At 68.0% G+C, this 23282-nt stretch carries 21 protein-coding genes; 11 read left to right on the top strand and 10 right to left on the bottom strand.

Annotation, left to right across the window (positions count from 1 at the left end):
• Positions 1-27 precede the first annotated feature (27 nt).
• From METLW4_RS0111420 to accC, 4 genes are all read left to right on the top strand, one after another.
• Positions 28-819 (top strand): DsbA family protein, encoded by a 792-nt coding sequence (locus METLW4_RS0111420; RefSeq protein WP_018266347.1) that lies wholly within the window; start codon positions 28-30, stop codon positions 817-819.
• An 82-nt stretch (positions 820-901) separates the two neighbouring features.
• Positions 902-1345, top strand: a complete 444-nt coding sequence (gene aroQ / locus METLW4_RS0111415) for a type II 3-dehydroquinate dehydratase (RefSeq protein WP_018266346.1) — start codon at positions 902-904, stop codon at positions 1343-1345.
• Between the two features lie 6 nt (positions 1346-1351).
• On the top strand, positions 1352-1891 hold the full coding sequence (accB, locus tag METLW4_RS0111410) for an acetyl-CoA carboxylase biotin carboxyl carrier protein (RefSeq protein WP_018266345.1): 540 nt from the start codon (positions 1352-1354) through the stop codon (positions 1889-1891).
• 7 nt (positions 1892-1898) lie between these two features.
• A complete protein-coding gene (gene accC / locus METLW4_RS0111405) occupies positions 1899-3257 on the top strand; it encodes an acetyl-CoA carboxylase biotin carboxylase subunit (protein ID WP_018266344.1) in 1359 nt (452 codons plus the stop codon).
• On the opposite strand, the gene METLW4_RS28545 is transcribed toward accC, so the two are convergent.
• The 3 genes from METLW4_RS28545 to METLW4_RS0111390 all read right to left on the bottom strand — a co-directional run bounded on the left by METLW4_RS28545 (position 3258) and on the right by METLW4_RS0111390 (position 5897).
• Positions 3258-3581, bottom strand: coding sequence for a transposase (locus tag METLW4_RS28545; protein WP_018266343.1), 324 nt, complete (start codon positions 3579-3581; stop codon positions 3258-3260).
• 120 nt (positions 3582-3701) lie between these two features.
• On the bottom strand, positions 3702-4799 hold the full coding sequence (locus METLW4_RS0111395; protein ID WP_018266342.1) for a helix-turn-helix transcriptional regulator: 1098 nt from the start codon (positions 4797-4799) through the stop codon (positions 3702-3704).
• A gap of 150 nt (positions 4800-4949) precedes the next feature.
• Complete coding sequence (locus METLW4_RS0111390) at positions 4950-5897, bottom strand: UDP-glucuronic acid decarboxylase family protein (RefSeq protein WP_018266341.1); 948 nt, start codon at positions 5895-5897, stop codon at positions 4950-4952.
• A 254-nt stretch (positions 5898-6151) separates the two neighbouring features.
• Between METLW4_RS0111390 and METLW4_RS0111385 the strand changes: the two genes are divergently transcribed.
• Positions 6152-6799 carry a glutathione S-transferase family protein gene (locus METLW4_RS0111385; RefSeq protein WP_018266340.1) on the top strand — a complete coding sequence of 216 codons (648 nt, stop codon included), beginning with the start codon at positions 6152-6154 and terminating at the stop codon, positions 6797-6799.
• A 34-nt stretch (positions 6800-6833) separates the two neighbouring features.
• Here METLW4_RS0111385 and METLW4_RS24660 read toward each other — a convergent pair whose 3' ends face one another.
• Positions 6834-7031 (bottom strand): hypothetical protein, encoded by a 198-nt coding sequence (locus tag METLW4_RS24660; protein ID WP_043331831.1) that lies wholly within the window; start codon positions 7029-7031, stop codon positions 6834-6836.
• 125 nt (positions 7032-7156) lie between these two features.
• On the opposite strand from METLW4_RS24660, the gene METLW4_RS0111375 reads away from it, so the two are divergent.
• A complete protein-coding gene (locus METLW4_RS0111375) occupies positions 7157-7948 on the top strand; it encodes a DODA-type extradiol aromatic ring-opening family dioxygenase (RefSeq protein ID WP_018266338.1) in 792 nt (263 codons plus the stop codon).
• A gap of 17 nt (positions 7949-7965) precedes the next feature.
• Here METLW4_RS0111375 and METLW4_RS0111370 read toward each other — a convergent pair whose 3' ends face one another.
• The 4 genes from METLW4_RS0111370 to METLW4_RS0111355 all read right to left on the bottom strand — a co-directional run bounded on the left by METLW4_RS0111370 (position 7966) and on the right by METLW4_RS0111355 (position 14688).
• Positions 7966-8883, bottom strand: a complete 918-nt coding sequence (locus METLW4_RS0111370; protein ID WP_018266337.1) for a GNAT family N-acetyltransferase — start codon at positions 8881-8883, stop codon at positions 7966-7968.
• Positions 8884-9075: 192 nt separating this feature from the next.
• Positions 9076-11217: an OmpA family protein gene (locus METLW4_RS28830; protein WP_018266336.1), complete on the bottom strand. Its 2142-nt coding sequence runs from the start codon at positions 11215-11217 to the stop codon at positions 9076-9078.
• Positions 11218-11322: 105 nt separating this feature from the next.
• A complete protein-coding gene (locus METLW4_RS0111360; protein ID WP_018266335.1) occupies positions 11323-13080 on the bottom strand; it encodes an ATP-binding protein in 1758 nt (585 codons plus the stop codon).
• A gap of 72 nt (positions 13081-13152) precedes the next feature.
• Positions 13153-14688: a YifB family Mg chelatase-like AAA ATPase gene (locus METLW4_RS0111355; protein WP_018266334.1), complete on the bottom strand. Its 1536-nt coding sequence runs from the start codon at positions 14686-14688 to the stop codon at positions 13153-13155.
• Between the two features lie 324 nt (positions 14689-15012).
• Here METLW4_RS0111355 and METLW4_RS0111350 point away from each other — a divergent pair, with 324 nt between their 5' ends.
• Positions 15013-15879 (top strand): lytic murein transglycosylase, encoded by an 867-nt coding sequence (locus tag METLW4_RS0111350; RefSeq protein WP_018266333.1) that lies wholly within the window; start codon positions 15013-15015, stop codon positions 15877-15879.
• A gap of 28 nt (positions 15880-15907) precedes the next feature.
• Here the strand turns inward: METLW4_RS0111350 and METLW4_RS0111345 are convergent, their stop codons facing one another.
• The gene (locus tag METLW4_RS0111345; protein ID WP_157235066.1) at positions 15908-16561 is read right to left on the bottom strand and encodes a hypothetical protein; all 654 of its coding nucleotides are present in this window, start codon (positions 16559-16561) and stop codon (positions 15908-15910) included.
• Between the two features lie 373 nt (positions 16562-16934).
• Here METLW4_RS0111345 and METLW4_RS0111340 point away from each other — a divergent pair, with 373 nt between their 5' ends.
• Entirely contained in the window at positions 16935-17708 is a 774-nt protein-coding gene (locus tag METLW4_RS0111340) for a Bax inhibitor-1/YccA family protein (protein ID WP_018266331.1), read from the top strand.
• 63 nt (positions 17709-17771) lie between these two features.
• Here METLW4_RS0111340 and METLW4_RS0111335 read toward each other — a convergent pair whose 3' ends face one another.
• Positions 17772-18185: a DUF2794 domain-containing protein gene (locus METLW4_RS0111335; protein WP_026191442.1), complete on the bottom strand. Its 414-nt coding sequence runs from the start codon at positions 18183-18185 to the stop codon at positions 17772-17774.
• A gap of 527 nt (positions 18186-18712) precedes the next feature.
• Between METLW4_RS0111335 and htpG the strand changes: the two genes are divergently transcribed.
• The 3 genes from htpG (at position 18713) to METLW4_RS0111320 (ending at position 23233) form a co-directional block, all read left to right on the top strand.
• Complete coding sequence (gene htpG, locus METLW4_RS0111330; protein ID WP_018266329.1) at positions 18713-20662, top strand: molecular chaperone HtpG; 1950 nt, start codon at positions 18713-18715, stop codon at positions 20660-20662.
• A gap of 9 nt (positions 20663-20671) precedes the next feature.
• On the top strand, positions 20672-21547 hold the full coding sequence (gene prmC / locus METLW4_RS0111325; RefSeq protein ID WP_018266328.1) for a peptide chain release factor N(5)-glutamine methyltransferase: 876 nt from the start codon (positions 20672-20674) through the stop codon (positions 21545-21547).
• Between the two features lie 717 nt (positions 21548-22264).
• Positions 22265-23233 carry a DUF4167 domain-containing protein gene (locus METLW4_RS0111320; RefSeq protein WP_018266327.1) on the top strand — a complete coding sequence of 323 codons (969 nt, stop codon included), beginning with the start codon at positions 22265-22267 and terminating at the stop codon, positions 23231-23233.
• Positions 23234-23282: the final 49 nt, after the last annotated feature.

The raw sequence follows: 23282 nt of genomic DNA, 5'->3' as shown, positions 1-23282 counted from the left end.
GTTGCCGAACCCTTCGAGGAGTTTCCCATGCCGATGCGGCTCGCCCAAATCTTCGACCAGAGCGCTCTGGCCCGCGCCGCGGCAGCCGCGGTCATCGGCCTCGTCGCCGTCGCCGCCCCGCTGCGCGCCGAGACGGCCGTTCCGCAAAAGGCCGAGATCGAGAAGATCGTCCACGATTATCTGATGGCCAATCCCGAGGTGATTCGCGACGCCATAGACGAGCTCGACCGCCGCCAGAAGGTCGCCGAAGCCGATTCGCGGCAAAAGGCCGTGACCCAGGGCGCGGACAAATTGTTCAACTCCGCCAGCCAGGCGGTGATCGGCAATCCGTCCGGCGACGTCACTCTGGTCGAGTTCTTCGATTACAATTGCGGCTACTGCAAGCGCGCGCTGGACGATGTCTCCAAGCTGATCGAGGGCGACCCCAAGCTGCGCGTCGTGCTGAAGGACTTCCCGGTTCTCGGCGCCGGCTCGGTCGAGGCGGCCGAGATCGCGACCGCCGCGCGGCTGCAGCTCAAGCCCGAGAAATTCTATGAATTCCACCGCAAGCTGCTGAACACGCGCGGCGCCGTCGGCAAGGCCCAGGCCATCGCCGTCGCCAAGGAGCTCGGCGTCGACACCGCCAAGCTCGAGAAAGATTCCAAGAGCCCCGAGGTCAAGGCCGCGATCAAGGAGGTCATGGAGCTGGCCGACAGCCTCAATCTGACCGGCACGCCCTCCTGGGTGCTGGGCAAGGAGGTGATCGTCGGCGCGGTCGGCTTCCAGCCGCTCAAAACCAAGATCGAGAATACCCGCAAATGTGGCAAGACCGTCTGCTGACGGAGGCGGGGCTTCCTTCGCGGCGGCAATGAGGCTAGAAGGGGCGCGCCGGCGCGGCGCGCGCCCTTCGTCAGGACCCTTTATGCCCGCCGTCCATGTTCTAAACGGTCCAAATCTCAATCTGCTGGGGACGCGCGAGCCCGACGTCTACGGCCGCGCGACGCTCGACGACATAAAAACGCGGCTGGCCGAGATTTGCGCCGCCCGCGGGATCGAGCTCTTGTTCCGGCAGTCCAATCACGAGGGCGACCTCGTGGATTGGATACAGGAGGCGGGCAAGGCCGGCGCGCCGGTCATTCTCAACGCCGGAGCCTTCACCCACACGTCGATCGCCCTCCATGACGCCATAAAGGGCTCGGGAGCGACGGTCGTCGAGGTGCATCTCTCCAATGTGCACGCACGGGAGAGCTTTCGACATCACTCCTTCATCGCGCCTGTGGCTCGCGGCGTCATCGCCGGTTTCGGAGCCGATTCCTATGTGCTGGCGCTGAACGCATTGTTCGATCGAGAAGAAAGAAAGACCTGAGCAATCATGGCGCGCAAAGTCCAGACTCGTCGCACCACTACCCCCGCCGCAAAACCGAAAGCCGCCGCCGCCGGAGCCGCCGGCGTCGACACCGAGCTGCTGCGTGAGATCGCGCGTCTGCTCGGCGAGAGCGATCTGACAGAGATCGAGGTCCAGAAGGGCGATCTGCGCATTCGCGCCGCGCGCACGCCGGCCGCGCCCGCCCATGCGACCATCGCTCTGCCGGCCGCCGCCTATGCGCCCGCGCCCGTCGCCGCGCCGGCGCCCGCCGCGCGTCCGGCCGCGGCCCCCGCCGCCGCGCCGGCCGAGCATGCCGATGCGCTGAAATCGCCCATGGTCGGCACCGCCTATCTGCGCCCGAGCCCGGACGCCAAGCCTTTCGTCGAGGTCGGCGCCCGCGTCACCGCCGGCGACAAGCTGCTGCTGATCGAGGCGATGAAGACCTTCAACGACATTGTCGCGCCCAAGGGCGGCGTGGTGACGGCCATTTTGGTCGAAGACGGACAGCCGGTCGAATATGGCGAACCGCTCCTCGTGATCGAGTAGGTCGCCCATGTTCGACAAAATCCTCATCGCCAATCGCGGCGAGATCGCGCTTCGCATTCTGCGCGCCGCCAAGGAGCTCGGCATCGCCACAGTGGCCGTGCATTCGACGGCCGACGCCGACGCCATGCATGTGAAGCTCGCGGACGAATCGGTCTGCATCGGCCCGCCGGCGGCGCGCGAATCCTATCTCAACATTCCGGCGCTGCTGTCCGCCTGCGAGATCACCGGCGCCGACGCCGTGCATCCGGGCTATGGCTTTCTCTCGGAGAACGCCCGTTTCGCCGAGATCGTCTCCGAGCACGGCCTCACTTTCATCGGCCCCAAGGCCGAGCATATTCGCCTGATGGGCGACAAGATCGAGGCCAAGGCGACGGCGAAGCGCCTCGGCATCCCCTGCGTGCCCGGCTCCGACGGCCCCATCGCCGACGGCAAGGAAGGCGCGAAAGTCGCCGCGAAGATCGGCTATCCGGTGCTGGTGAAAGCGGCCTCCGGCGGCGGCGGCCGCGGCATGAAGGTCGCCCGCAGCGAGGCGGAGCTGCATTCCGCCATCTCCACCGCGCGCGCGGAGGCCAAAGCCGCCTTCGGCGACGACACCGTTTATCTCGAGAAATATCTCGACAAGCCGCGCCATATCGAGATTCAGATTTTCGGCGACGGCAAGGGGCAGGCGATCCATCTCGGCGAGCGCGATTGCTCGCTGCAGCGCCGTCACCAAAAAGTGTGGGAGGAGAGCCCTTCGCCCGCGCTCAATGACGAGCAGCGCGCCGAGATCGGCGAGATTTGCGCCAAGGCGATGCGCGAGATGCATTACGCCGGGGCCGGGACGATCGAGTTCCTCTATGAGAACGGCTCCTTCTATTTCATCGAGATGAACACGCGCATCCAGGTCGAGCATCCGGTGACGGAGGCCGTGACCGGCGTCGATCTCGTCAGCGAGCAGATCAGAGTCGCCGCCGGCTCGCCTCTGTCGCTGCGGCAGGAGGACATCTGGTTCTGGGGCCATGCGATCGAATGCCGCGTGAACGCCGAGCATCCGTCGAGCTTTCGGCCTTCGCCCGGACGCATCGCCTATTATCATCCGCCGGGCGGCGTCGGCGTGCGCGTCGATTCCTCCGCCTATCAGGGCTACACGATCCCGCCCAATTACGATTCGCTGATCGGCAAGCTCATCGTCCACGGCCGCAACCGCACCGAGGCGCTGATGCGGCTTCGGCGCTCGCTGGACGAGTTCATCATCGACGGCGTGGACACGACGCTGCCGCTGTTCCGCACGCTGGTGCGCAACGCCGATGTGCAGAACGGCGTCTATGACATCCACTGGCTCGAGCACTTTCTGGCGACGGGCGGCATAGACCCGAGCTTCTGATCAGCGCGCCTTGCGGCGGCCGGGCAGGGCGCAAACGGCGGCGAGCGCGGTCTCCAGCTCCGCGCTGCCGGCGGCTTTCGCGGCCTCGCGCAGCAGCCGCCATTGGCCGGCGTCGGACCAGCGCAGAAACTGCCGATAGACCGAGCTCCAATTGCCATAGCGCGGCGGCAGCGCCCGCCAGGCCGCCCCCGTCCGCGCGATCCACAGCACGCCGTCCACGACGCGGCGGTGGTCGCGCGGCGGCCGCCCGCGCTTGGCTCCCGTCTCGATGACGAAGCCCGCGCAGAGCGCCCATTCGTCATCGTCCAGCCGTCCATCGATCACAAAGGTCTCCGCGCGCCGTCGCGGCGCGAAAGCGCGTCGCTGGCGCTTTCGGCGAGAGGGCTGCGTTCCCTCCTATAGCGGCTGCGCTCGCGGCGTATCCCCCGAATGGAGGAGATGCGATCAGGGCAGCGTCGCGCCCGACAGCAGGCGCACCAGCTCCACCTGACGCGACACGCCGGTCTTGGCGAATATGGCGCGCAGCTGCGAGCGAATCGTCTCGCCCGAGACGCCATGCTCGCGCGCGATGTCGGAGATGGCGCGGCCCGCGGCGATGGCGCGGGCGACGCGCGCCTCCGCGGGGGTGAGGTCGAACAGCCCTTGCAGCAGGCTGGCGCTGGGCGCGGCGCCGACGGCGAGCTCGGTGACGATCAGCAGCACATCACCGGCCGCGAATACATCCTGGGCGGCGCCGCGGATCGGCGCGAGATGCAGGACCAACGGCGCTCCGCCCTCGCGCGCGGGCACGGGCAGCGATTGCACGCCGGCCGGCGCGCCGACGATGCGCAGCCGGGCGAGCGCCTGCGCGAACAGCGCATCGGCGCGCGGATCGGCGATGACGGCGCGCTCGCGCCGATCCTGCACCAGCGACGGCACGAAGCGCGCGAAGAGATCATTGGCGAGCAGCAGCCGATGCGTGCGCGACAGCACGGCCGCCGGCAGCCCGAGCGCGCGCATCGTCTCCGCGGCGGCGCGCGCCCGCTCGAGGCCGAGCCGCGCCGCGATCAGCGCCGCGCGGGCGAGATGGCCGCCGATCGCATCCAGAGCGTCGAGCATTGCGCGATCGAAAGGGCCGTCGACGAAGCGCCTCTCCCAGCTGAAGATCAGCATGTCGCCCGAGGGCGGGACGGCGATGCGGCCGGCGCACCAGCCGAGCCCGACGCCGCGCAGATAGGCGTAGGTCGGATCGGCGTCCATTTCCTCGGGCGAGAACAGCTCATGGTCGCTGACGAAGCCTGCGGCGCCGAAGGCGAGCCCGCGCGCCGGCCGCGGATTGCGCGCCGCCCATCCCTGCGCGACGAAATCCGCGAACATGGGCGCGATGCGCGGCGATGCGGTCCAGCCGGAAAATTGCGAATTGGCCGCGAAGAGAATGCCGCCGAAAGAGCCGCTGCCCGTCGAGATGGCGTCCAGCACCTCCGGCCACAGCTCTGGAACGACCGCGGCCTCGTAGATGCGATCGGCCAGGCGTTCGAATTGCGGCGGCGCTGAGCTGTGCATGGTTGAAATCCGTGGCGGGAACAAGCGATGGATGCAATATATCCGCCACGCAGCTTCGAATATGAGACGGTCTGGCGCGCATTTTCATGCAGGCGGCGCGCGCGCCGAATAATCGTCGCTCCGCGACCGGCCACGCCGTCAGAATGCGGCTCAGGCCTCGCGCAGCAGCTCGTCGAAATAGGCGATGGTGCGCAGCAGCCCCTCGCGCAATTGAATGGTCGGTCCCCAGCCGAGCAGGCGCTCCGCCGCGGAAATATCCGGCCGGCGCTGCTTGGGATCGTCCGCCGGCAGCGGCTCGAAAACGAGCTTGGAGGAGGAGCCGGTGAGGTCGATCACCTGCTCGGCCAGCTGCCGAATGGTGAACTCGTTCGGATTGCCGATGTTGATGGGCCCGACGATGTCGTCGGGCGAATTCATGAGCGCGGTGAAGCCGCTGATGAGATCATCGACATAGCAGAAGGAGCGCGTCTGCTGGCCTTCGCCATAGATGGTGATCGGCTCGCCCTTGAGCGCCTGCACGATGAAATTGGAGACGACGCGCCCGTCGCGGGCGTGCATGCGCGGCCCGTAAGTATTGAAGATGCGCACGACTTTGATCTTCAGCCTGTGCTGCCGATGATAGTCGAAGAACAAGGTCTCGGCGCAGCGCTTTCCTTCGTCATAGCAGGCGCGCGGCCCCAGCGGATTGACGTTGCCCCAATAGGATTCCGGCTGCGGATGCACGGAAGGGTCGCCGTAGACCTCCGATGTGGAGGCCTGAAACACCTTGACCTTCAGCCGTTTGGCGAGGCCGAGCATGTTGATCGCGCCGATCACGCTGGTCTTGGTCGTCTGCACCGGATCGAACTGATAATGGATCGGCGACGCAGGGCAGGCGAGATTGTAGATCTCGTCGACCTCGACGAAGAGCGGAAAGGTGATGTCGTGGCGCAGCAGCTCGAAATTATTGTGATCGAGCAGATGATGGACGTTTCTGCGCTGGCCGGTAAAGAAATTGTCGACGCAGAGGACTTCGTGTCCCGCCGCCAGCAGCCGCTCGCAAAGATGAGAGCCGAGAAAGCCCGCGCCACCCGTAACGAGAATTCTGCGGCTTTCCATGCGAGCGCCCTGCACAGCCTCGAAAAGCAGCGTTCTCGAATGGCGATTCGTGGCGGCGCTGCAGTTTCAGATAGCACCTCGTTCTGGCCTGCGCAACGCCGCCGCTCGCGCCGCAAGAGCATGCGCCAACGCCGCTATTGCGGCCGGAAAACAGGCTTGCGATGCTGTTCCAGCCTTCGGGGAATGGGTAGAGCCGCGGGCGCGCCATCCCGCATTCGTAACGGCGAGAGGGTCCCGAGGAAGGAGCGCGGGAGATGATCACCGTCTTTGGCGAAGGGCGAGGGTTCCGGGTCGTCTGGCTGCTGGAGGAGATGGGGCTCCCCTATCGTCTGCGGCCGGTGGATTTGCTCGCCGGCGTCGATCGAGACGCGGAGTTTCTCGCCATCAATCCGGCCGGCTTCATCCCCGCGATCCAGGACGGCGACGCTGTCATGGTGGAATCGATCGCGATCATGGAATATCTGATTGCGCGCTATGGGCCGACGCCGCTCGCGCCGGGCTCGAGCGATCCCGCCTTCCCCGCCTATCAGCAGTTCCTTCACCTCGGCGAGGCCGGCCTCGCAATGCCGATGTATCTGGCCGTCGTGAGCCGCAATCTCGCGCCGGAGGCGGAACGGCGGAACTGGGGCGCCCGCAAGGCGCTGGAAATCTTCGAGAGCCGGCTGCAGCTGGTCAGGCGCCGCCTCGCGAGCGCATCCTATCTCGCCGGCGAGGGCTTCACTGCGGCGGATATTTCCGTGACCTACGCGCTGGAGTTCGCCGAGCGGACCGGGTGCTTCGTTCTCGGCGAGGTCGAGCGGGCCTATGTCGCCCGCATCACCCGGCGCGACGCCTATGCGCGGGCGATGGAGGCGTGTCCCGCCACCAAGGCGTGGGTGGAAGAGGTCGCCGCCGGGCGCTGACCGCGCATCGCCGCCGCCCGCCGCAGGCGCGCGCTCACGGCGCCTTCGCCAGCCGCCACAGCCACAGGCACAAGCCGAGCAGCACGATGAGCGCGATCGCGCTCGGCCACAGCGGCATGGCCGTTCCGCTGACCTGAATTTCCGGCTGGGTCGCCAGCCGCCCCGCCTGTCCGAGCGCCATCAGGCCGAAAATGACCGCCGCCACTTTCAATCCGGTGATCTGTGAGTGCATCGCTTCGTCCTCCAGAAATCCTCGGAGGGGTCATATAAAAGCGCGGGCGGCGGGGAAAAGGGCGCGCCGCATTGCGGCCCGGCCTCGCTCGGCCTATCTGCAGGTCACATGTAGCGGAGGCTTCGATGCGGCAGCCGGCGATTTTCATCTCTCACGGCGGCGGCCCTTGCTTTTGGGTGGACGGACCCATGGCCCGCGCCTTCGATGGGCTGAAGGCCTATCTCGGCGAATTGCTCGCCTCTCTGCCGGAGCGTCCGCGCGCGATTCTCATCGTCTCGGGGCATTGGGAGGAGAAGCGCATCACTCTCGGCGCGGCGAAAGCGCCGGGCATGATCTTCGATTATTACGGCTTCCCCGAGCACACCTATCGCCTGAGCTATCCTGCGCCCGGCGCGCCGGAGCTGGCCGAGCAGGCGCGGGGCCTCTTGGCGAGCCATGGCGTCGATGTCGCGCTCGATACGACGCGCGGCTTCGACCATGGCGTCTTCGTGCCCATGCTGATCGTCGATCCCGGCGCGACGATTCCGGTTCTCACCTTATCGCTCCGCGGCGATCTCGATCCCGCCTTTCACATCGGCGTCGGCGCGGCGCTCGCGCCTCTGCGCGATGAGGGCGTTCTCATCCTCGGCAGCGGCAACAGCTTCCACAATCTGCGCACCTTCTTCGATGGCGAAGCGAAGGCCGCAGCCGGCTTCGACGCCTGGCTGTCAGAGGCCGTGACGAAGCCGAGCGCAGAGGAGCGCAATGCGCTGCTCGCGCAGTGGAGCGCGGCGCCTTTCGCGCGCGCGTGCCACCCGCGCGAGGAGCATCTTCTGCCGCTGATGGTCGTCGCCGGCGCCGCAGGGGTGGACGCCGGACGCCGCGTCTTTCGCGATGCGATCATGGGCAAGGCGATTTCCGGCTTCGCCTTCGGCTGAGCGCGCGGCTCGGCCGCTCACGCGGCGTCGCGCGCTTCCGCCGGCCCGAAATGATCGAGATAGCGCGCGTCGATCTCGGCGACGCGCATGATGACGAACACATCCGTCGTGTTGAACTTGCGATCGACCACGGCGCCGTCGCCGAATTTGGCGCCGCAGCGCAGATAGCCTTTTATCAGCGGCGGCAGCGCGCTCATCGCCTTGCGCGGATCGACGGCCTCTTTCGCCAGCATCTCCATCGGCACATGCAATTCGCGCCGCGCGCTCACGCGCCAATCTTCGTCGGCGCGCGCATGATGCGCGAGAAAGCTCAGCGCCGCCGCATGGGCCAGCGGATTGGCGCCCTCGAGGCTCGCGCAGCCGATCATCGCATCGATGCGGTGATGCCGCACATAAGCGAGTATGCCGCGCCACAAGAGCTCGATCGTGCGCTTGCCGCGATATTGCTCGAGCACGCAGGAGCGGCCGAGCTCGAGAAAGCGCGCTCCGCCGTGACGGGCGAGCAGCGGCGCGACGTCATATTCGCCGGCCGAGTAGAATCCGCCCTTCTTCTCCGCGACATCGCCGCGCAGCAGGCGATAGGCGCCGACGACCTTGGGCTTGATCTTGCCGAAACGGTTGCGCGCCGCATGATCGATGACGATGAGATGATCGCAGAATTTGTCGAAGCGATCGGCGTCGCGCCGCGTGATCGCGGCCTTGGCGTCGGGAATTGCGCCGCCCTTGCGGAAGAAAACCTTGAAGCGCAGCCTTTGCGCCTTGCGGATTTCCTTCTTGCTGCAGGCGAGCCGCACCTCGAGCGAGCCGAGCAGCGCGAGCGGGCCTTCGAGCCCGCCATGCTTCTTCTTTTTCGGCTTCAGCAGATTTTGCGGCTTCAGCAGGGGAAAGGCGCCTGCGATGATCTTGCGGCCGGCGTCGGCGTGGATCGCCCACATGTCGCGTATCGTCTCCGCTCGTGTCGCGCTCGCGCTTTTCGAGCGCTTGCGATCGACGCCTTAGATCACGAGGGGGCGAAGCTTTTGTGACGACGCGCGGCGTTTGGACCGCGAGCCTTCAAGCGCGCATCGCGCGCAAACAGCTCTCGGGAGACGGCGCGCGACGATGCGCGCCGTCTCGTTCGTCTTTCCTCAGCGCCGATGCGTCTCGGCCTGCGGTCCGCCCAGCAGCGGCGTTATTCGACGCACGGTCACGCGGCGATTCTCGCGCGAGGGGCCTTGCGTCTGCACTTTGAGATATTGCTCGCCATAGCCTTGCGTCGTCAGATTTTCCGGCGGCACGCCGAAGTCGCGCGACAATATCGTCGCCACCGCCTGCGCGCGGCGATCGGAGAGCGACAGATTGTCGACGTCCGAGCCCACCGCATCCGTATGGCCTTCGATCAGAAAGACCTCGGCGGGATTGCGCTTGATCGCCTCGTTGAGCGCTTCCGCGACGGTTATGAGGCGCTGCGCCTGATCCGGCGTGATCGCCCAGGAGCCCGTGTCGAAATTGATCGTGTCGATATCGACGCTGCGCGTGTAGGCGCGCACGGACGGGCTGTAGCGAATCTCGTCGAGCGTGTAGCGGCGCGGCATGGGCGCGAGCGGCGGCGCCGTCAGCGTCTCATAGACGAGACGCTCGTCGGCGGCGCCGTAGTCGACGACATAAGCGTCCGGCGCGATCTCGACCGGCGGCGGCGGCAGCACGACCACCTCCTCCGCATAGCCGCGCGGCGGACCGCGGAAGCCATTGTCGATGAGGATGACCTCGCGGCCGTCGGGGAAGCGGCGCAAGCGGCGCAGCAGCACGCCATTGGCGTCCGTGTAGGTCAGCACCTCGCCGCCGTCGCGGCGGGCGTAGACGCTCACATATTCCTCGCCGTGACGCTCGCTGCGCAGATTGCCGCCGAGGTCGCGGAAACGCTCGTTCTCGTCGTGACGGATGAAGGCGCCGCCGCCCTCGCGCACGATGGTGCGGCCGGGCTCCTGCACGACCAGCACGCCGTCGCGCTCGAATTGCTGGCGACGCGCATGCACATCGTCGAGCCGATGCGCGCCGGGCTGGCTCAGCACGAAGCCGCCGACGAGGCCGGCCGCCGCGCCGATCGCGGCCGCTGCGGCCGGCGACACGCGTGGTCCGCCGCCGGCCGGCGGGGCGCCATAGGGCGGCGGAGCGCCGGGGGGCGAGGCGGCGGGCGGCGCGCCATAGGCGGCGCCAGACGGGGGAGGGCCGCCCGCCGGCGGAGCGCCATAGGCGGCTCCTCCAGCCTGCGGCGGAACATGCTGAGGGGCGCCGGCGCCGGGAGGCGCGCCGGGCGGGACCGCGCCTTGCTGTCCGGGCGGTGGCAGGAAGCGTCCGCCAGCGCCTGCGGGCGGCGCGCCGGCGTGGTCTCCGGCCGGGACGCCGCCGGGCGGCGGGCCATTGGGGCGCGGCGCGGCGCCGGGCTGGGCCGTGGACGGCAGGAAGCCTCCGCCCTGCGCCGGCGCTCCGGCCGGCGCCTGGCCATGCGGCGCCGGCGTCTCGGGCGCGCCGCCGGCGGCGGGAGCGGGATGCGGCCCACCGAGATGAGCCGGCGCGCCATTCGCGCCATTGGGCGGAAGGCCTTGGCCGCCTCCGACCGGTGGGGCGGCGGAATGCGCCGGCGGAGCCGGGACGGCGGGCGCAGGCTGCTGTCCGATGGCGGGCGTGACGATCGGAGCGGCCGGCGGGATACGCGCGGCTGGCGCCCCTGCGCCTGCGCCATGGTCGCCGCTCAGAGCGGGAGCAGGGGGGCGGCCGGCGGCGGGAGCGGGACTCTCGTGGGGGACGGCCGGCGAGGGGCTGTGGGCGGCGGCCGGATTGGCCGGCGCGATCGGATGGGGAGTGGGAATGGGCGCAGGCGCCGCCGTGGGATGCGGCGGCGGCGCTTGCCGAATCGGCGCGGCCTGCTGCGGCGGATGGATGATGGCCGGAGCCGGAGGGACGGGCGGCGCGGCGCGCAGCTGCGGGCGGGGCGTCGGCGGGGCGCCGGCTCCCGGATAGGGGGCGGGCGGCGGCGCGGAGGGCGCATGCTGAGCGGGAGCCGGATGGAAAGCGGGCGGGGCCCCCGGGGCGGGGCGGGGGGCGGGCGCCGGCTGGGCGGGCCGCTGCGCCGGCGGGCGCTTTTCATGATTGGGCTCGAAGCCCTGCGGCGCGGCCTGGGCCAGCAGCAGAGTCTCGGCGGCCGTCGCCGGCGCGAGTCCGGCTTGCGGGCCGAGCGCCAGCGACGGCGTCATCAGCCCCGCGAGCAGCAAATTTTTTCGTCTCGACATTGTGTTCTCCCGTCAAGGGCGTGAGCTATCGCAATCCCCGCGCTGCCGTTGTGGCCCGCGGGCGGGGCGAAATTTTTTCTTTTTTGTGGCTATGGCGGAGCGCGGTCAGATCGCCTCGCGGGCGCCGTCGGCGCGGCGGGAGGCGTCGATCGCCTCGAGGATGGTCCGCGACAGGGCGTCGAACTCGACCGGCTTGGTCAGCAGGAAATCGACGCCCGCCCCGCGCGCGGCGCGCTCGTCCTCCTCGAGCGCGCTGGCGGTGAGCGCGATGATCGGCAGGCGCGGCGCGCCCATGCGCGCCTCCTCCGCTCGAATGAGGCGCGTCGCCTCGAGGCCGTCGAGCTCGGGCATGAAAACGTCCATCAATATGGCGTCGAAGGGCCGCAGCCGTCCGCCGATGGAGGAGCGCGCCAGCTCGACGGCGCGCGCGCCATCCTCCGCGCGCGTGACCAGCGCGCCGAGCTTCTCGAGATGGCGGCAGACGATCAGCGCATTGACGTCGTTGTCCTCGGCGACGAGCATACGGCGGCCGGCGAGCGTGCGCTCGGGCGCGACGTAATCCGCGTCGTTGCGGGACGGCGGCGGGGCGGCGGACAGGCGCTCGACCAGCGAGGCGGCGCGCACCGGCTTCACCAGCCAGCCGTCGAAATGGCGCAGCGCCGCCTCGCCGAAGGCGCGCCGCTCCATGGGCGAGAACATCAGGAACACGCGGCCGGCGCCGGCGCGGCGCGCCTCGTCGGCGAGACGCTCGGTCGCCGCCTCACCGAAGGCGCAATCGACGATGACGGCGTCGAAACCTCCGTCGGGCTCGTCGCCGAGGCGGCGGGCGCCGCTCGTCTCCTCCCGCGCGATCTCGGTCTGCGCGCCGGCGGCGCGCAAAATCTCGGCCATGAACGGGCCTTCGAAGATCGTCGGCGAGACGATGAGGACGCGCGAGCCGGCGAGCGGCCGCTTGCGCTCGCGCGTGCGGTCGTCGAAGAGCGCATGCGGCCCGCGCGGCAGGGTGAAGGCGAAGACCGCGCCGGCGCCGGCCTGCTCCTCTATCTCCAGCCGGCCGCCCATCAGCGCGGCGAGATGGCGGGAGATGGCGAGGCCGAGGCCGGTGCCGCCATGGCGCCGCGTCGACGAGCCGTCGCCCTGCTCGAACTCCTCGAAAATGATCTCGCGCGCCGCCGGGGCCACGCCCGGCCCGGTGTCGGCGACGCGAAACGCCAGCGCGCCCTTGGCGTCGCGCTCGACGCGCAGGCCGACGCCGCCGCTCGCGGTGAAATTCACGGCGTTGCCGGCGAGATTGACCAGCACCTGGCGCACGCGCGCGGCGTCGCCGGCCACGATCTCCGGCGCGTCCGGCGCGATATAGCTCGCGATCTCGAGATGCTTGGCCTGGGCGCGCGGCGCCAGCAGCTCCACGACGCCCTCGACGAGCGGCGTCAGCGCGAAAGGCTCGACCGAAAGCTCGATCTTGCCGGCCTCGATCTTGGAGAAGTCCAGAATATCGTCGATGAGCTGGGCGAGCGAGCGGCCGGAGGCGGCGATCGCCTCGACATAGCTCGCCTGCTCGGCGTCGAGCCGCGTCGCCGCCAGCAATTGCGCGAGGCCGAGCACGCCATTGAGCGGCGTGCGGATCTCATGGCTCACCGTGGCGAGAAAACGCGATTTGGCCTGGCTCGCCGCCTCGGCGCGATCACGCGCGGCGGCGGCGGCGCGCAGCTCCCAGATTTCGTCGCGCAATCCTTCGAGCTCGGTCTCGACCGCCCGGCGCCGGCGCGCCCGCCGCGCGCGGGAGAGCCATAGCCAGACGGCGGGGGCCAGAACGGCGAAAAAGGCGAGAAGGCCGAAAACGCAAGGCGGAACAGCAGGCATGCGGGCGGTCCAAGGACATTCGACGAAGATGCAATTATTCCACGGCAATCGACAGAAAAGTGTGAACCGGGCTCAGGCGGCGACGCGGGCTCCGGCGCCGCCGCGATAGGCGAGCGCTTCGGCGAGATGGCGGCGCGCTATGGCGTCCGAGCCGTCGAGATCGGCGATGGTGCGGGCGAGCTTCAGCGCGCGATGAAATCCGCGCGCCGAGAGGCCGAGACGCTCGGCCGCCTCGCGAATCAGCGCCGTTCCAGAGGCATCGAGCGCGGCGGCCTTCTCGATCGCGCTGGCCGGCGCGCTGGCGTTTGTGGTGGAGCCGGGAAGGCCGAGCGCCGCATAGCGTCGGCCTTGCCGCTCGCGCGCCGCGGCGACGCGCGCAGCCACCTCGGCGGAGCCTTCGGCCGGCGGCGGCAGCACGAGATCGGCCGCCGAGACCGCCGGAACCTCGATCCTGAGGTCGAAACGGTCGATCAGCGGGCCGGAGAGCCGCGCCTGATATTGAGCGATACAGCGCTCGTTGGGCTGGCGGCGGCAGGCGAAGCCCGGCTCCAGCGCATGGCCGCAGCGGCAGGGGTTCATCGCCGCGACGAGCTGAAAGCGGGCCGGATAGACGGCGCGGTGATTGGCGCGGGAGACGGCGACCTCGCCCGTCTCCAGCGGCTGGCGCAGGCCGTCGAGCGCCTGCGCCAGAAACTCCGGCAGCTCGTCGAGGAACAGCACGCCATTATGGGCGAGCGAGATCTCGCCCGGGCGCGCATGGGAGCCGCCGCCGACCAGCGCCGGCATGGAGGCGGAATGATGCGGCGCGCGAAACGGGCGCCGATCGGTGAGCTCGCCGCCGGCGATCTCGCCCGCGACGGAATGGATCATCGAGACTTCCAGAAGCTCGCGCGGCGACAGCGGCGGCAGAATAGAGGGAAGCCGCGCCGCCAGCATGGATTTGCCGGCGCCGGGCGGGCCGTTCATCAGCAGATTATGGCCGCCGGCGGCCGCGATCTCCAGCGCCCGCTTGGCGCTCTCCTGGCCTTTTATGTCGGAGAGATCCGGCAGCGCCGTGGCCGCCGCGCGCACGGCCGGCTCCGGCCGCGAGAGCGCCTGCACGCCTTTGAGATGATTGACGAGCTGGATCAGCGAGCGCGGCGCGATCACCTCCATGTCGCTCGACGCCCAGGCCGCCTCCGGCCCGCATTGGCGCGGGCAGATGAGCCCATGGCCGCGCATGTTGGCGGCGACCGCGGCGGGCAGCACGCCGGCGACCGGCGCGATCGCCCCGTCGAGCCCCAATTCGCCGAGCACGGTGAAGCCGTCCAGCGCGTCCGAGGGAATGGCGCCGATCGCCGCCATCACGCCGAGCGCGATCGGCAGATCGTAATGGCTGCCCTCCTTGGGCATGTCGGCCGGCGCGAGATTGACGGTGATGCGCTTGGCCGGCAGGGCGAGGCCGGAGGCGACCAGCGCCGCCCGCACCCGCTCCCGCGATTCGGCGACCGCTTTGTCGGCGAGGCCGACCAGGGTGAAAACGACATTGCCGCTGGCGATCTGCACCTGGACGTCGACGGGCTTGGCCTCGATGCCCTCGAAGGCGACCGTCGCGACTCTGACCACCATGACGAAAGCTCCGAGACCCCGATATCGCTCTGACGCAACCGCCGCCATAGTAGACGCGCGATTTCGCCCTCGCAAGAACAATATGAGAACGAAAATTGGCCATGCTTCGGCAACCGGGTGCTAACCGGCGAGAGCTAGTCTGGGGCCGGTTTCAGCATCGGCAATTTCGGCTCTCGCGAAAGCGTCGCCATCGTGCGGCCGCGCTCTCGTGAGCTAAAGCGTTTTGCGATCGGCCGTTCGATCGATCGGAATTCGCGCCGGGGGATACGCCTCGAGAGCGCAAAAGGGCTTCGCCCGAGAGATGGGGTCGGCGATATGTCTCAGATGAATCGGATGACGACGGCGCTCGGCGCCGCGGCTTTGGCTCTGGCGATCGGCTTCGGCGCGCCAAAGGCGCTGGCGGCCGAATGCGGGCGCAATGGCGAGGGCTTCGAGGCCTGGCTCGCGGGCTTCGAGAAGGAGGCCGTTGCGGCGGGAATCTCCAAGGCGGCGATCGATTCGTCGCTGCGCGACGTCTATTACGACCGCTCGGTGATCTCGCATGATCGCGGGCAGAAAGTGTTCCGCCAGACCTTCGAGCAATTCTCCGCGCGCATGGCCAATTCCTTCCGCGTGAGCAAGGGGCGCGCGCTGCTGCAGAAGCATGCGGCGCTGTTCAAGCGCATCGAGCAGAAATATGGCGTGCCGGGGCCGGTCATCGTCGCCATTTGGGGGCTGGAGACGGATTTCGGCTCCTATCTCGGCGATTTCGCGACGATTCGCGCGCTGGCGACGCTCGCCTATGATTGCCGCCGCGCCGACAAGTTCCGCGCCGAGCTGCTGGACGCGCTGCGCATCGTGGAGCGCGGCGATCTCGATCCCGCGCAAATGCGCGGCGCCTGGGCCGGCGAGATCGGCCAGACGCAGTTCATGCCCTCGTCCTATCTGAAATTCGCGGTGGATTTCGACGGCGACGGCAAGCGCGATCTCGTTCACAATACGGCGGATGTGCTCGCCTCCACCGCCAATTTTCTGCATGGCTATGGGTGGAAGCCGGGCGCCGGCTGGGACGAGGGCGAGCCGAATTTTCCGGCGCTGCTCGAATGGAACAAGGCGAAGGTCTATTCCAAGACCATCGCCCTGCTCGCCGATAAGATCAAAGGCGACACGCGCGCATCGGGAATCGGCGATCCTGTCGAGACGGCGCGATGAGCGGCTGCCTCCCGCGGCCGGCGGAGGATCATTCCGCCGGCTCGGCCTCCGCCGTCTTCAGCGAATGGATCGGCCGGTGCCGTAGATAGATGAAGAACATGGCGATGACGCCGACGCCCATCAGCAGATAGAGCGGCAGCGTGCGCATGAAGCTCTTGCCCACGGAAAAGGGAAAGCGCGACACCCAGCGCTCGCCATGCTCGCCGGTCACGGTCACTATGCCGACGAAATAGCCCGCATCGGGGAAGTCGTGCTCGAAATTGATCGTGCCGGTCGGGTAGGTGCGCGGGCCGCGATAGGCGACGGTCGCAGCGTCCAGATCGGCGTTCTCCTTCTCCTCGCCGCCGATATCCTTGACGATTCTGATCTCCACCGCCATGTCGCGCAGCTCGTCCTGCTCGGCGTCGAGCGCGATGATCATATGGCCGGTCGCCGGAATGTCCTCGCAGAACTCGTTCTTGGAGGCGTCCGGCATATAGCCGGTGAAGTTCATTATGTCCGGGCCGACATAGAGCCGGCATCGCCCCTCGGCGGAGCCGAGCCGGCCATGGGCGGAGGCGGGCGTCCCCGCGCCGAGAAGCGTCATCAGCAGGACGAGAAGAACGGGCGGCGCGGAACGAGTCGCAGGACGCAGAAACCCATCGATCGACCGCCAGAACGGGGCAAGACCGCTGTCGGACATGATGATTCCCCCATGGAGCATGTGTTGCGGGCCTCGTTCCGTGGGCGCTTTCGCTCCGACGACGAAGCGAGAGCCGGTTCGGCCGACCCGGTCGCTCGCCGCCTGCGACAATGCGGCATGTTAGCGCATTCTTCGCGAGCGGCAAGAGCGTGCGCGGGCTCGGCTTTTGTCCGCCTCCCGGCATAGAATTGCGGCGCGGCTCCGCATCCTATACTGCGTCTTTTGCTTGTGTTTTGCTGGACATGGCGTGAACTTTGCGGCTCTGCGTCCGCGGACTCTTGTTTTTCCGCGGGCCTCACGCCATATTCGACGGCGAGGACCGCGCCGATTGGCCGGATGCACCGGGCCGCGCGGCCTTTTTCGAGAGGATGCTATGTCCAATTTCGACCGCAACACGAGCTTCGGCTACCGGGGCGGCGTCTCCAGAGCCGGCACGGCCGAGATCGACGAGGGCCTGCGCGCCTATATGCTCGGCGTCTATAATTACATGGTCCTGGGTCTCGGCGTGACCGGCGTCGTCGCGCTCGGCACGCATATGCTCGCCGTCGCCAAGGAAGGCGGCCGGCAGATCGCGCTCACGCCCTTCGGCCAGATGCTCTACACGAGCCCGCTGAAATGGGCGGTGATGCTGGCGCCGCTGGCCTTCGTCTTCTTTCTCGGCTATCGCGCCGACCGCATCTCCGCGGCGACGGCTCGCAACCTGTTCCTCGCCTTCTCGGCGGTGATGGGCCTGTCGATGTCGTCGATCATGATCGTCTTCACGGGCGCGTCGATCGCCAAGGTGTTCTTCATCACCGCGGCGGCCTTCGGCGGCCTTAGCCTCTATGGCTATACGACGAAGCGCGATCTCTCGGCCTTCGGCTCCTTCCTGGTGATGGGCCTTTGGGGCCTCGTGCTGGCGAGCCTCGTCAATCTGTTCTTCCAGAGCAGCGCGATGCAGTTCGCTCTGTCGATCCTGTCGGTGTTCATCTTCGCGGGCCTCACCGCCTGGGACACGCAGTCGATCAAGGACGGCTATTATCAGAACGCCGGCTATGGCCAGGAGATGGTGCAGAAGCAGAGCATCTTCGGCGCTCTGTCGCTCTATCTCGACTTCATCAACATGTTCCAGTCGCTGCTCTACCTCTTCGGCGAGCGCAACGACTGATCGGATCACAGATCCGATCCGGGATAAAGGAAGGCCCCGCTCCGGCGGGGCCTTTTCTTTTTGTCAGTCGCGCACCAATTCCAGCTTCTTTTGCAGCACGGCGACGACGCGCGCGAGATCATGTCCGCGGCGCATGACGAGGCCGCCGGCGGCGACGACGCAATAGGCGCCTTGACGGCGCGCCAGCTCGGGATTTTTCTCGATGCGATAGAGCGGCGCCTCGCTGGCGCGGCGAAAGATCGAGAACACCGCTTTGGCGGGCGAGAAATCGATGGCGTAATCGCGCCACTCGCCGGCGGCGACCTTGGCGCCATAGAGATCGAGCAGCAGTCGCAGCTCGTGTCGGTCGAAGGACACGAGCGGAGCGCTGCGCTCGGGCGCGCCTCTGGCGCGTTCGGTTTCATTGCTCGCGCGGCCTGCCACGACGGAGAGCAGGCCGCGCCGCCGGCTGGGATCGGTCGTCTCCGTCTCGCTCATGCCGTTTTCCCCGATTTTCTCGGGCATGATCGCGCGGCGAATGCGCGAGAGCAAGACAAAGATGACAATGAGACGACGACGTCCATGCGCGCGAAGCCGAGATTTCACATTTTCGCCAATATCGAGCCCCTTGTCCGCCAAAGGAGCTGACCAATATCTAGCCCATTGCCTCGACACGCTCGGGAAGCGGTTTTTCCGGATTTCGTCAGCCCCCCAGCCCCCCGGAAGGGCGCTTTTCGAGCACTGTGAGTTCGTGGCGATGGACGGGCCGGCCGGGCGACGCTCGGGCGGCCCGTCTTGTTTTCGGCTTCTCTCTCGTTTTCGACTTCTCTCTCCTGCTCTCGCAAGTCGCGCGGCCTTCGAGGCCCGATTGCGGCCGTCTGGATTTCAGCTGTCTTGCAACTTCGCGGACGATCCCCGATATCACAGGCGCGTTCCGCTCGAGGCGGCTCGGCGGACGCCATTGCCGATCAATGACGATCTCTATATCCCGGCCAGAGCCAGCGCGCCGTCGGCCACGCTTTCATTTGCGGAAAGCGGCGCGCGCGGCGGGAGCCGACAGAAAAGCGGAGACGACGCCCGTGAACGACCACGCCGAGACCCAGACGACCGAGCGCAGCGATTACGGCTTTCAGGCCGATGTCGCGCGGCTCCTGGAGCTCATGACGCATTCTGTCTATTCGGAGCGCGATATTTTCTTGCGCGAGCTCGTGTCCAATTCGGCGGACGCGATCGAGAAGCTGCGCTTCGAGACAGTGGCGAACGAAGGGCTGGCGGCGCAGGCCGGCGCGCCGCTCGTCACCATCGCGCTCGACAAGGAGGCGCGCACGCTCAGCGTCGCGGACAATGGCGTCGGCATGTCGCGCGAGGATCTCGTCGCCGCGCTCGGCACCATCGCCAGCTCCGGCACGCGCGCCTTTCTCGACGATCTCGAGGCCAAGGGCGGCGCCGACAAGGGCGGCTCGCTGATCGGGCGTTTCGGCATCGGCTTTTATTCCGCCTTCATGGTCGCCGACCGCATAGAGGTGGCGACGCGTCGCGCCGGCGCGTCCGAAGCCTTTCTGTGGACGTCGGAAGGCAAGGGCTCGTTCCAGATCGCGCCGCTCGCCGTGGAGGATGCGCCTACCGTCGGCACCAAGGTGACGCTGCATCTCAATGCGGAATCGGAGGAGTTTCTCGAGCCCTATCGCATCGAGCAGATTTTGCGCGAGCATTCCGGCGCCATAGCGATACCGATCGATCTCGTCGAGGAGAAGGGCAAGGAGCCGCGTCGCCTCACCGACGGCGTGGCGCTGTGGACGCGGCCGAAATCGGAAATCAGCGAGCAGGACTATAAGGATTTCTATCAGCAGATCTCCGGCCAGTTCGACGAGCCGGCGCTCACCATTCATTGGCGCGCGGAAGGGCGCACCGAATATACGGTGCTCGCTTTCGCGCCCGGCTCGCGGCCTTATGATCTCTTCGATCCGCAGCGCAAGAGCCGCTCCAAGCTCTATGTGCGCCGCGTGCTGATCTCGCGCGAGGCCGATCTTCTGCCGCCCTGGCTGCGCTTCATGCGCATCGTCGTCGACAGCGCCGATCTGCCGCTCAACGTCTCGCGCGAGATGGTGCAGAACAATCCGATTCTCGGCGCCATCCGCAAGGCGATCGGCACGCGCGTGCTGAAGGAGCTCGCCGATCTCGCCGCCAATGACGCGGAGAAATTCGCATCCGTGTGGAAGAATTTCGGCGCCGTCATCAAGGAGGGCCTGCATGAGGACCCGGCGCGCCGCGACGAGATTTTCGCCATTGCGCGCTTTGCGACGTCGCAGCATCAGGACGGCGGGCGCAGCCTGAAGGATTATGTGGAAAATCTGCGGCCCAATCAGACCGCGATCTATTACATCACGGGCGACGACAAGAAGCGTCTCGCCTCCAGCCCGCAGGTGGAAGGCTATCGCGCCAAGGGCATAGACGTTCTGCTGCTGGACGATCCGGTCGATTCCTTCTGGGTGACGAGCGCCGTCGGCTATGACGGCAAGCCGTTCAAATCGGTGACGCAGGGCGCCGCGGACATAGACGCCGTGCCGGCGCCGGAAGGCTCCGAGACGCCGCCCGCCGAGGCGAGCGCCGATGTCGCGCTGCTCACCGCCGTGCTGAAGGAGACGCTCGCCGAGCATATCGACGATGTGCGCGTCTCCACTCGGCTGCGCGAAAGTCCCGCCTGTCTCATCGCCGCCGATCACGGCTTCGATCTGCAGCTCGCGCGCATGCTGCAGGAGAGCGGCAATAAGGGCGTCTTCGGCAAGCCGGTGCTCGAGATCAATCCCAGCCATGAGGCGGTGCTGGCGCTCGCGCAAAAGGCCAAGGCCGATCGCGCCGGCGCGGAGGACGGCTTGTGGCTGCTGCTCGACACGGCGCGCATCGCCGATGGCGAGGCGCCGCTCGACGCCGCCGCCTTCGCCAAGCGCGTCGCCGCTCTGCTGGCCAAGAGCTGACGCGGCCGCATGATCGCTCCCGCGCTCGAGGATGCGCGCCGCGCCGCGGCGCTCGAGGAGGTCGCGGCCTTTCTCGAGCGCAACGGGATAGAGGATGCGCGCCGCGACGCGCGCGCGCTTCTATTCGCCGCCGGCGGCTTTGGCGCGGCGGAGCTGCTGCTCGAGCCGATGGCGCAGCTGAGCGAGGCGGGGCGCGCAGCCTTGCGCGATTCCGCACGGCGCCGCGCGGCGCGCGAGCCGGTGTCGCGCATTCTCGGCGCGCGCGGCTTTTGGACTCAGGATGTCGTCGTCGCGCCGGGCGTGCTCGATCCGCGCCCGGATACGGAAACGCTGATCGAGCTTTCGCTCGAGCTGATGCGCGAGCGGCGGCGCGACTCTCTGCTGATTCTCGAGCTCGGCGTCGGCTCGGGCGCCGTTCTCTGCGCCTTGCTCTCGGAATTTCCTGCAGCGCGGGCGATCGGCGTCGATCTTTCCGCGGAGGCTTGCGCCGCCGCCGCGCTCAATCTCTCGCGCTGCGGCTTTGCGAATCGCGCCTCATTGCTGCGCGGGCGTTGGGCCGATGCGCTCGCCGCGCGCTTCGATCTCATCGTCTCCAACCCGCCTTATATCGCCAGCGGCGAATTGGATGCGCTCGAGCCGGAGGTGCGTCTTTATGATCCGCGCCTCGCGCTCGACGGCGGCGTCGATGGCCTTTCCTGCTATCGCGAGATCATCGACGATCTGCCGCGCCTGCTGGCCGAGCGGGGCGCGGCCGTGCTCGAGGCGGGCGACGGCCAGGCGCGCAGCGTCGCCGCGCTGATGGCGGAGAAGGGCCTCGAGCCGGCCGGAATTCGCAAGGACGCCGGCGGGCGCGAGCGCGCCGTCGCGGCGCGTCGTCGCAGCTGACGCATCCGCTGGTCGTGACAAATTGGCTACACCTCCTATTTATGTGAGGGACGGAACATTCGCGCCCTTGGCGAGGCGGCTGCGGTGGACTATAGTCGCTCGCGAAAAGACGCTGAACGTCGTGAGCGACGCCGAGCGCGGATGAGGGGGAATACGGCCGGGTCCCCGAATTAGCCGATGGCGCGCATCCCGCGCCGCAGGGGCCGGAGTCCGGCGCAGCCGCTCGAACCAGACAAGACGATGCGAGAAGACTGCATGGTCGAATGTTCGGCGCGACACGGAATGTGATCGAGCAATCGAGCGTGAGCGACGGTTTCGTGATCGGGCTGTGACCGCGAAGACGGCGTGAGACACGCAGCTGCGCTCGCCGCGAGCCGAACCTTTCGCCGCCTCTCGAGGCTGCGCGGTGTGGGATTCGGCGCCGAGCGTGACGCTCGAGTGAATTCGCTCGGGTGAAAAATGAGAATTCGGCGCAGGCCGTTCCATCAGGACGCCGCGCCGGCCGCGCGATCCATGCCGGGATCGCGCAAGCGACAGAACGGATAGACGCGCCGCTCGAGGTCGAGCGGAGCCGCTCCGTTGGATCGGGCTCTTGCGGCAATGGCCGCGCCCGGCTTCCGCCTCTGACGCAGTTTCGAGCGTTCGTCCCTTTCGGCGCGTTCCGCCGAAGCACGACGCCGAGCCGGCAAAGCGTAAGGACCTTCTCGGGGATATTCGATGAGACCAGGACAGAATAAACGCATCCGCGGCCGTAATGGCGGCCGAAAAGGACCCAATCCCCTCACGCGTTCCTACGAGTCGAACGGTCCCGACGTCAAAATCCGCGGCACGGCGCAGCATGTCGCCGAGAAATATCTCCAGCTCGCCCGAGACGCGCAATCCTCCGGCGACACCATCATGGCCGAGAGCCTGCTCCAGCACGCCGAGCATTATTTCCGCCTGATCGCCGCGGCTCAGGCCGCGCAGCAGCAGGCGCAGGGCGGCTATGGCGGCCGGCCCTATGAGACATCGGACTCTGATGTCGATGACGATGACGATTTCAGCGGCATTTCGGATCGCTTCGCGCCGCTGTCCGAGCGTCTGCCGCAGACCGCCGGCTATCAGCCGCCGCCGCAGCAGCCCTATGCGTCCGCGCCTTATGCGCAGCCGGCGCCGCAGCCGCAATTCGCGCCGCAGCCGCAGCCGCAACCCTATGAGGAGCGCCCGATCGGCGATCGCGCCGGCGGCGAGCAGCCGCGCTACGAGCGCCAGCCGCGTCAGGATCGCGGCGGGCAAGACCGTGGTGGACAAGATCGCGGCGGCTTCCGCGATCGTCGCGACCGCAACAATGGCAATGGCGGCGAGGCGAACGCCGAGGGCGGCGGCGAGCGTCCGCATCGCCAGAATTTCGACCGCAATCGCGAGCGTCGCTTCCCGCCGCGCGTGCAGCCCGCCGCGCAGGAGGAGGCGCCCGCCGCCGCCCTGCCGTCCTTCATCACCGCCGCGCCGATTCGCGCCGCCGGGCCGGAGGAGGGCGAGGCTTTCGCGCGCTCCGAGCGCGCCGTCGTTCGCGAGCATGAGGAAGCCGCCGCCGGCTTTCATCTGAACCAGCGCCGCCGCCGCCGCACGCGCGCGCAGGGCGAGGAGGCGAATGGCAATGTCGCCGACGAGTCGCCGCGGACGGGCGAGCTGCCGCTCGCCGATTGACCTAACGAGAATTCCCTCGCGCTCCAGTCGTCGCACCCTCTTTTCGAGC

This window comes from Methylosinus sp. LW4, from assembly GCF_000379125.1.
Taxonomy (GTDB): domain Bacteria; phylum Pseudomonadota; class Alphaproteobacteria; order Rhizobiales; family Beijerinckiaceae; genus Methylosinus.
Note: the sequence above shows the minus strand (reverse complement) of the source record. Positions and strands in the feature narration are given on the sequence as shown.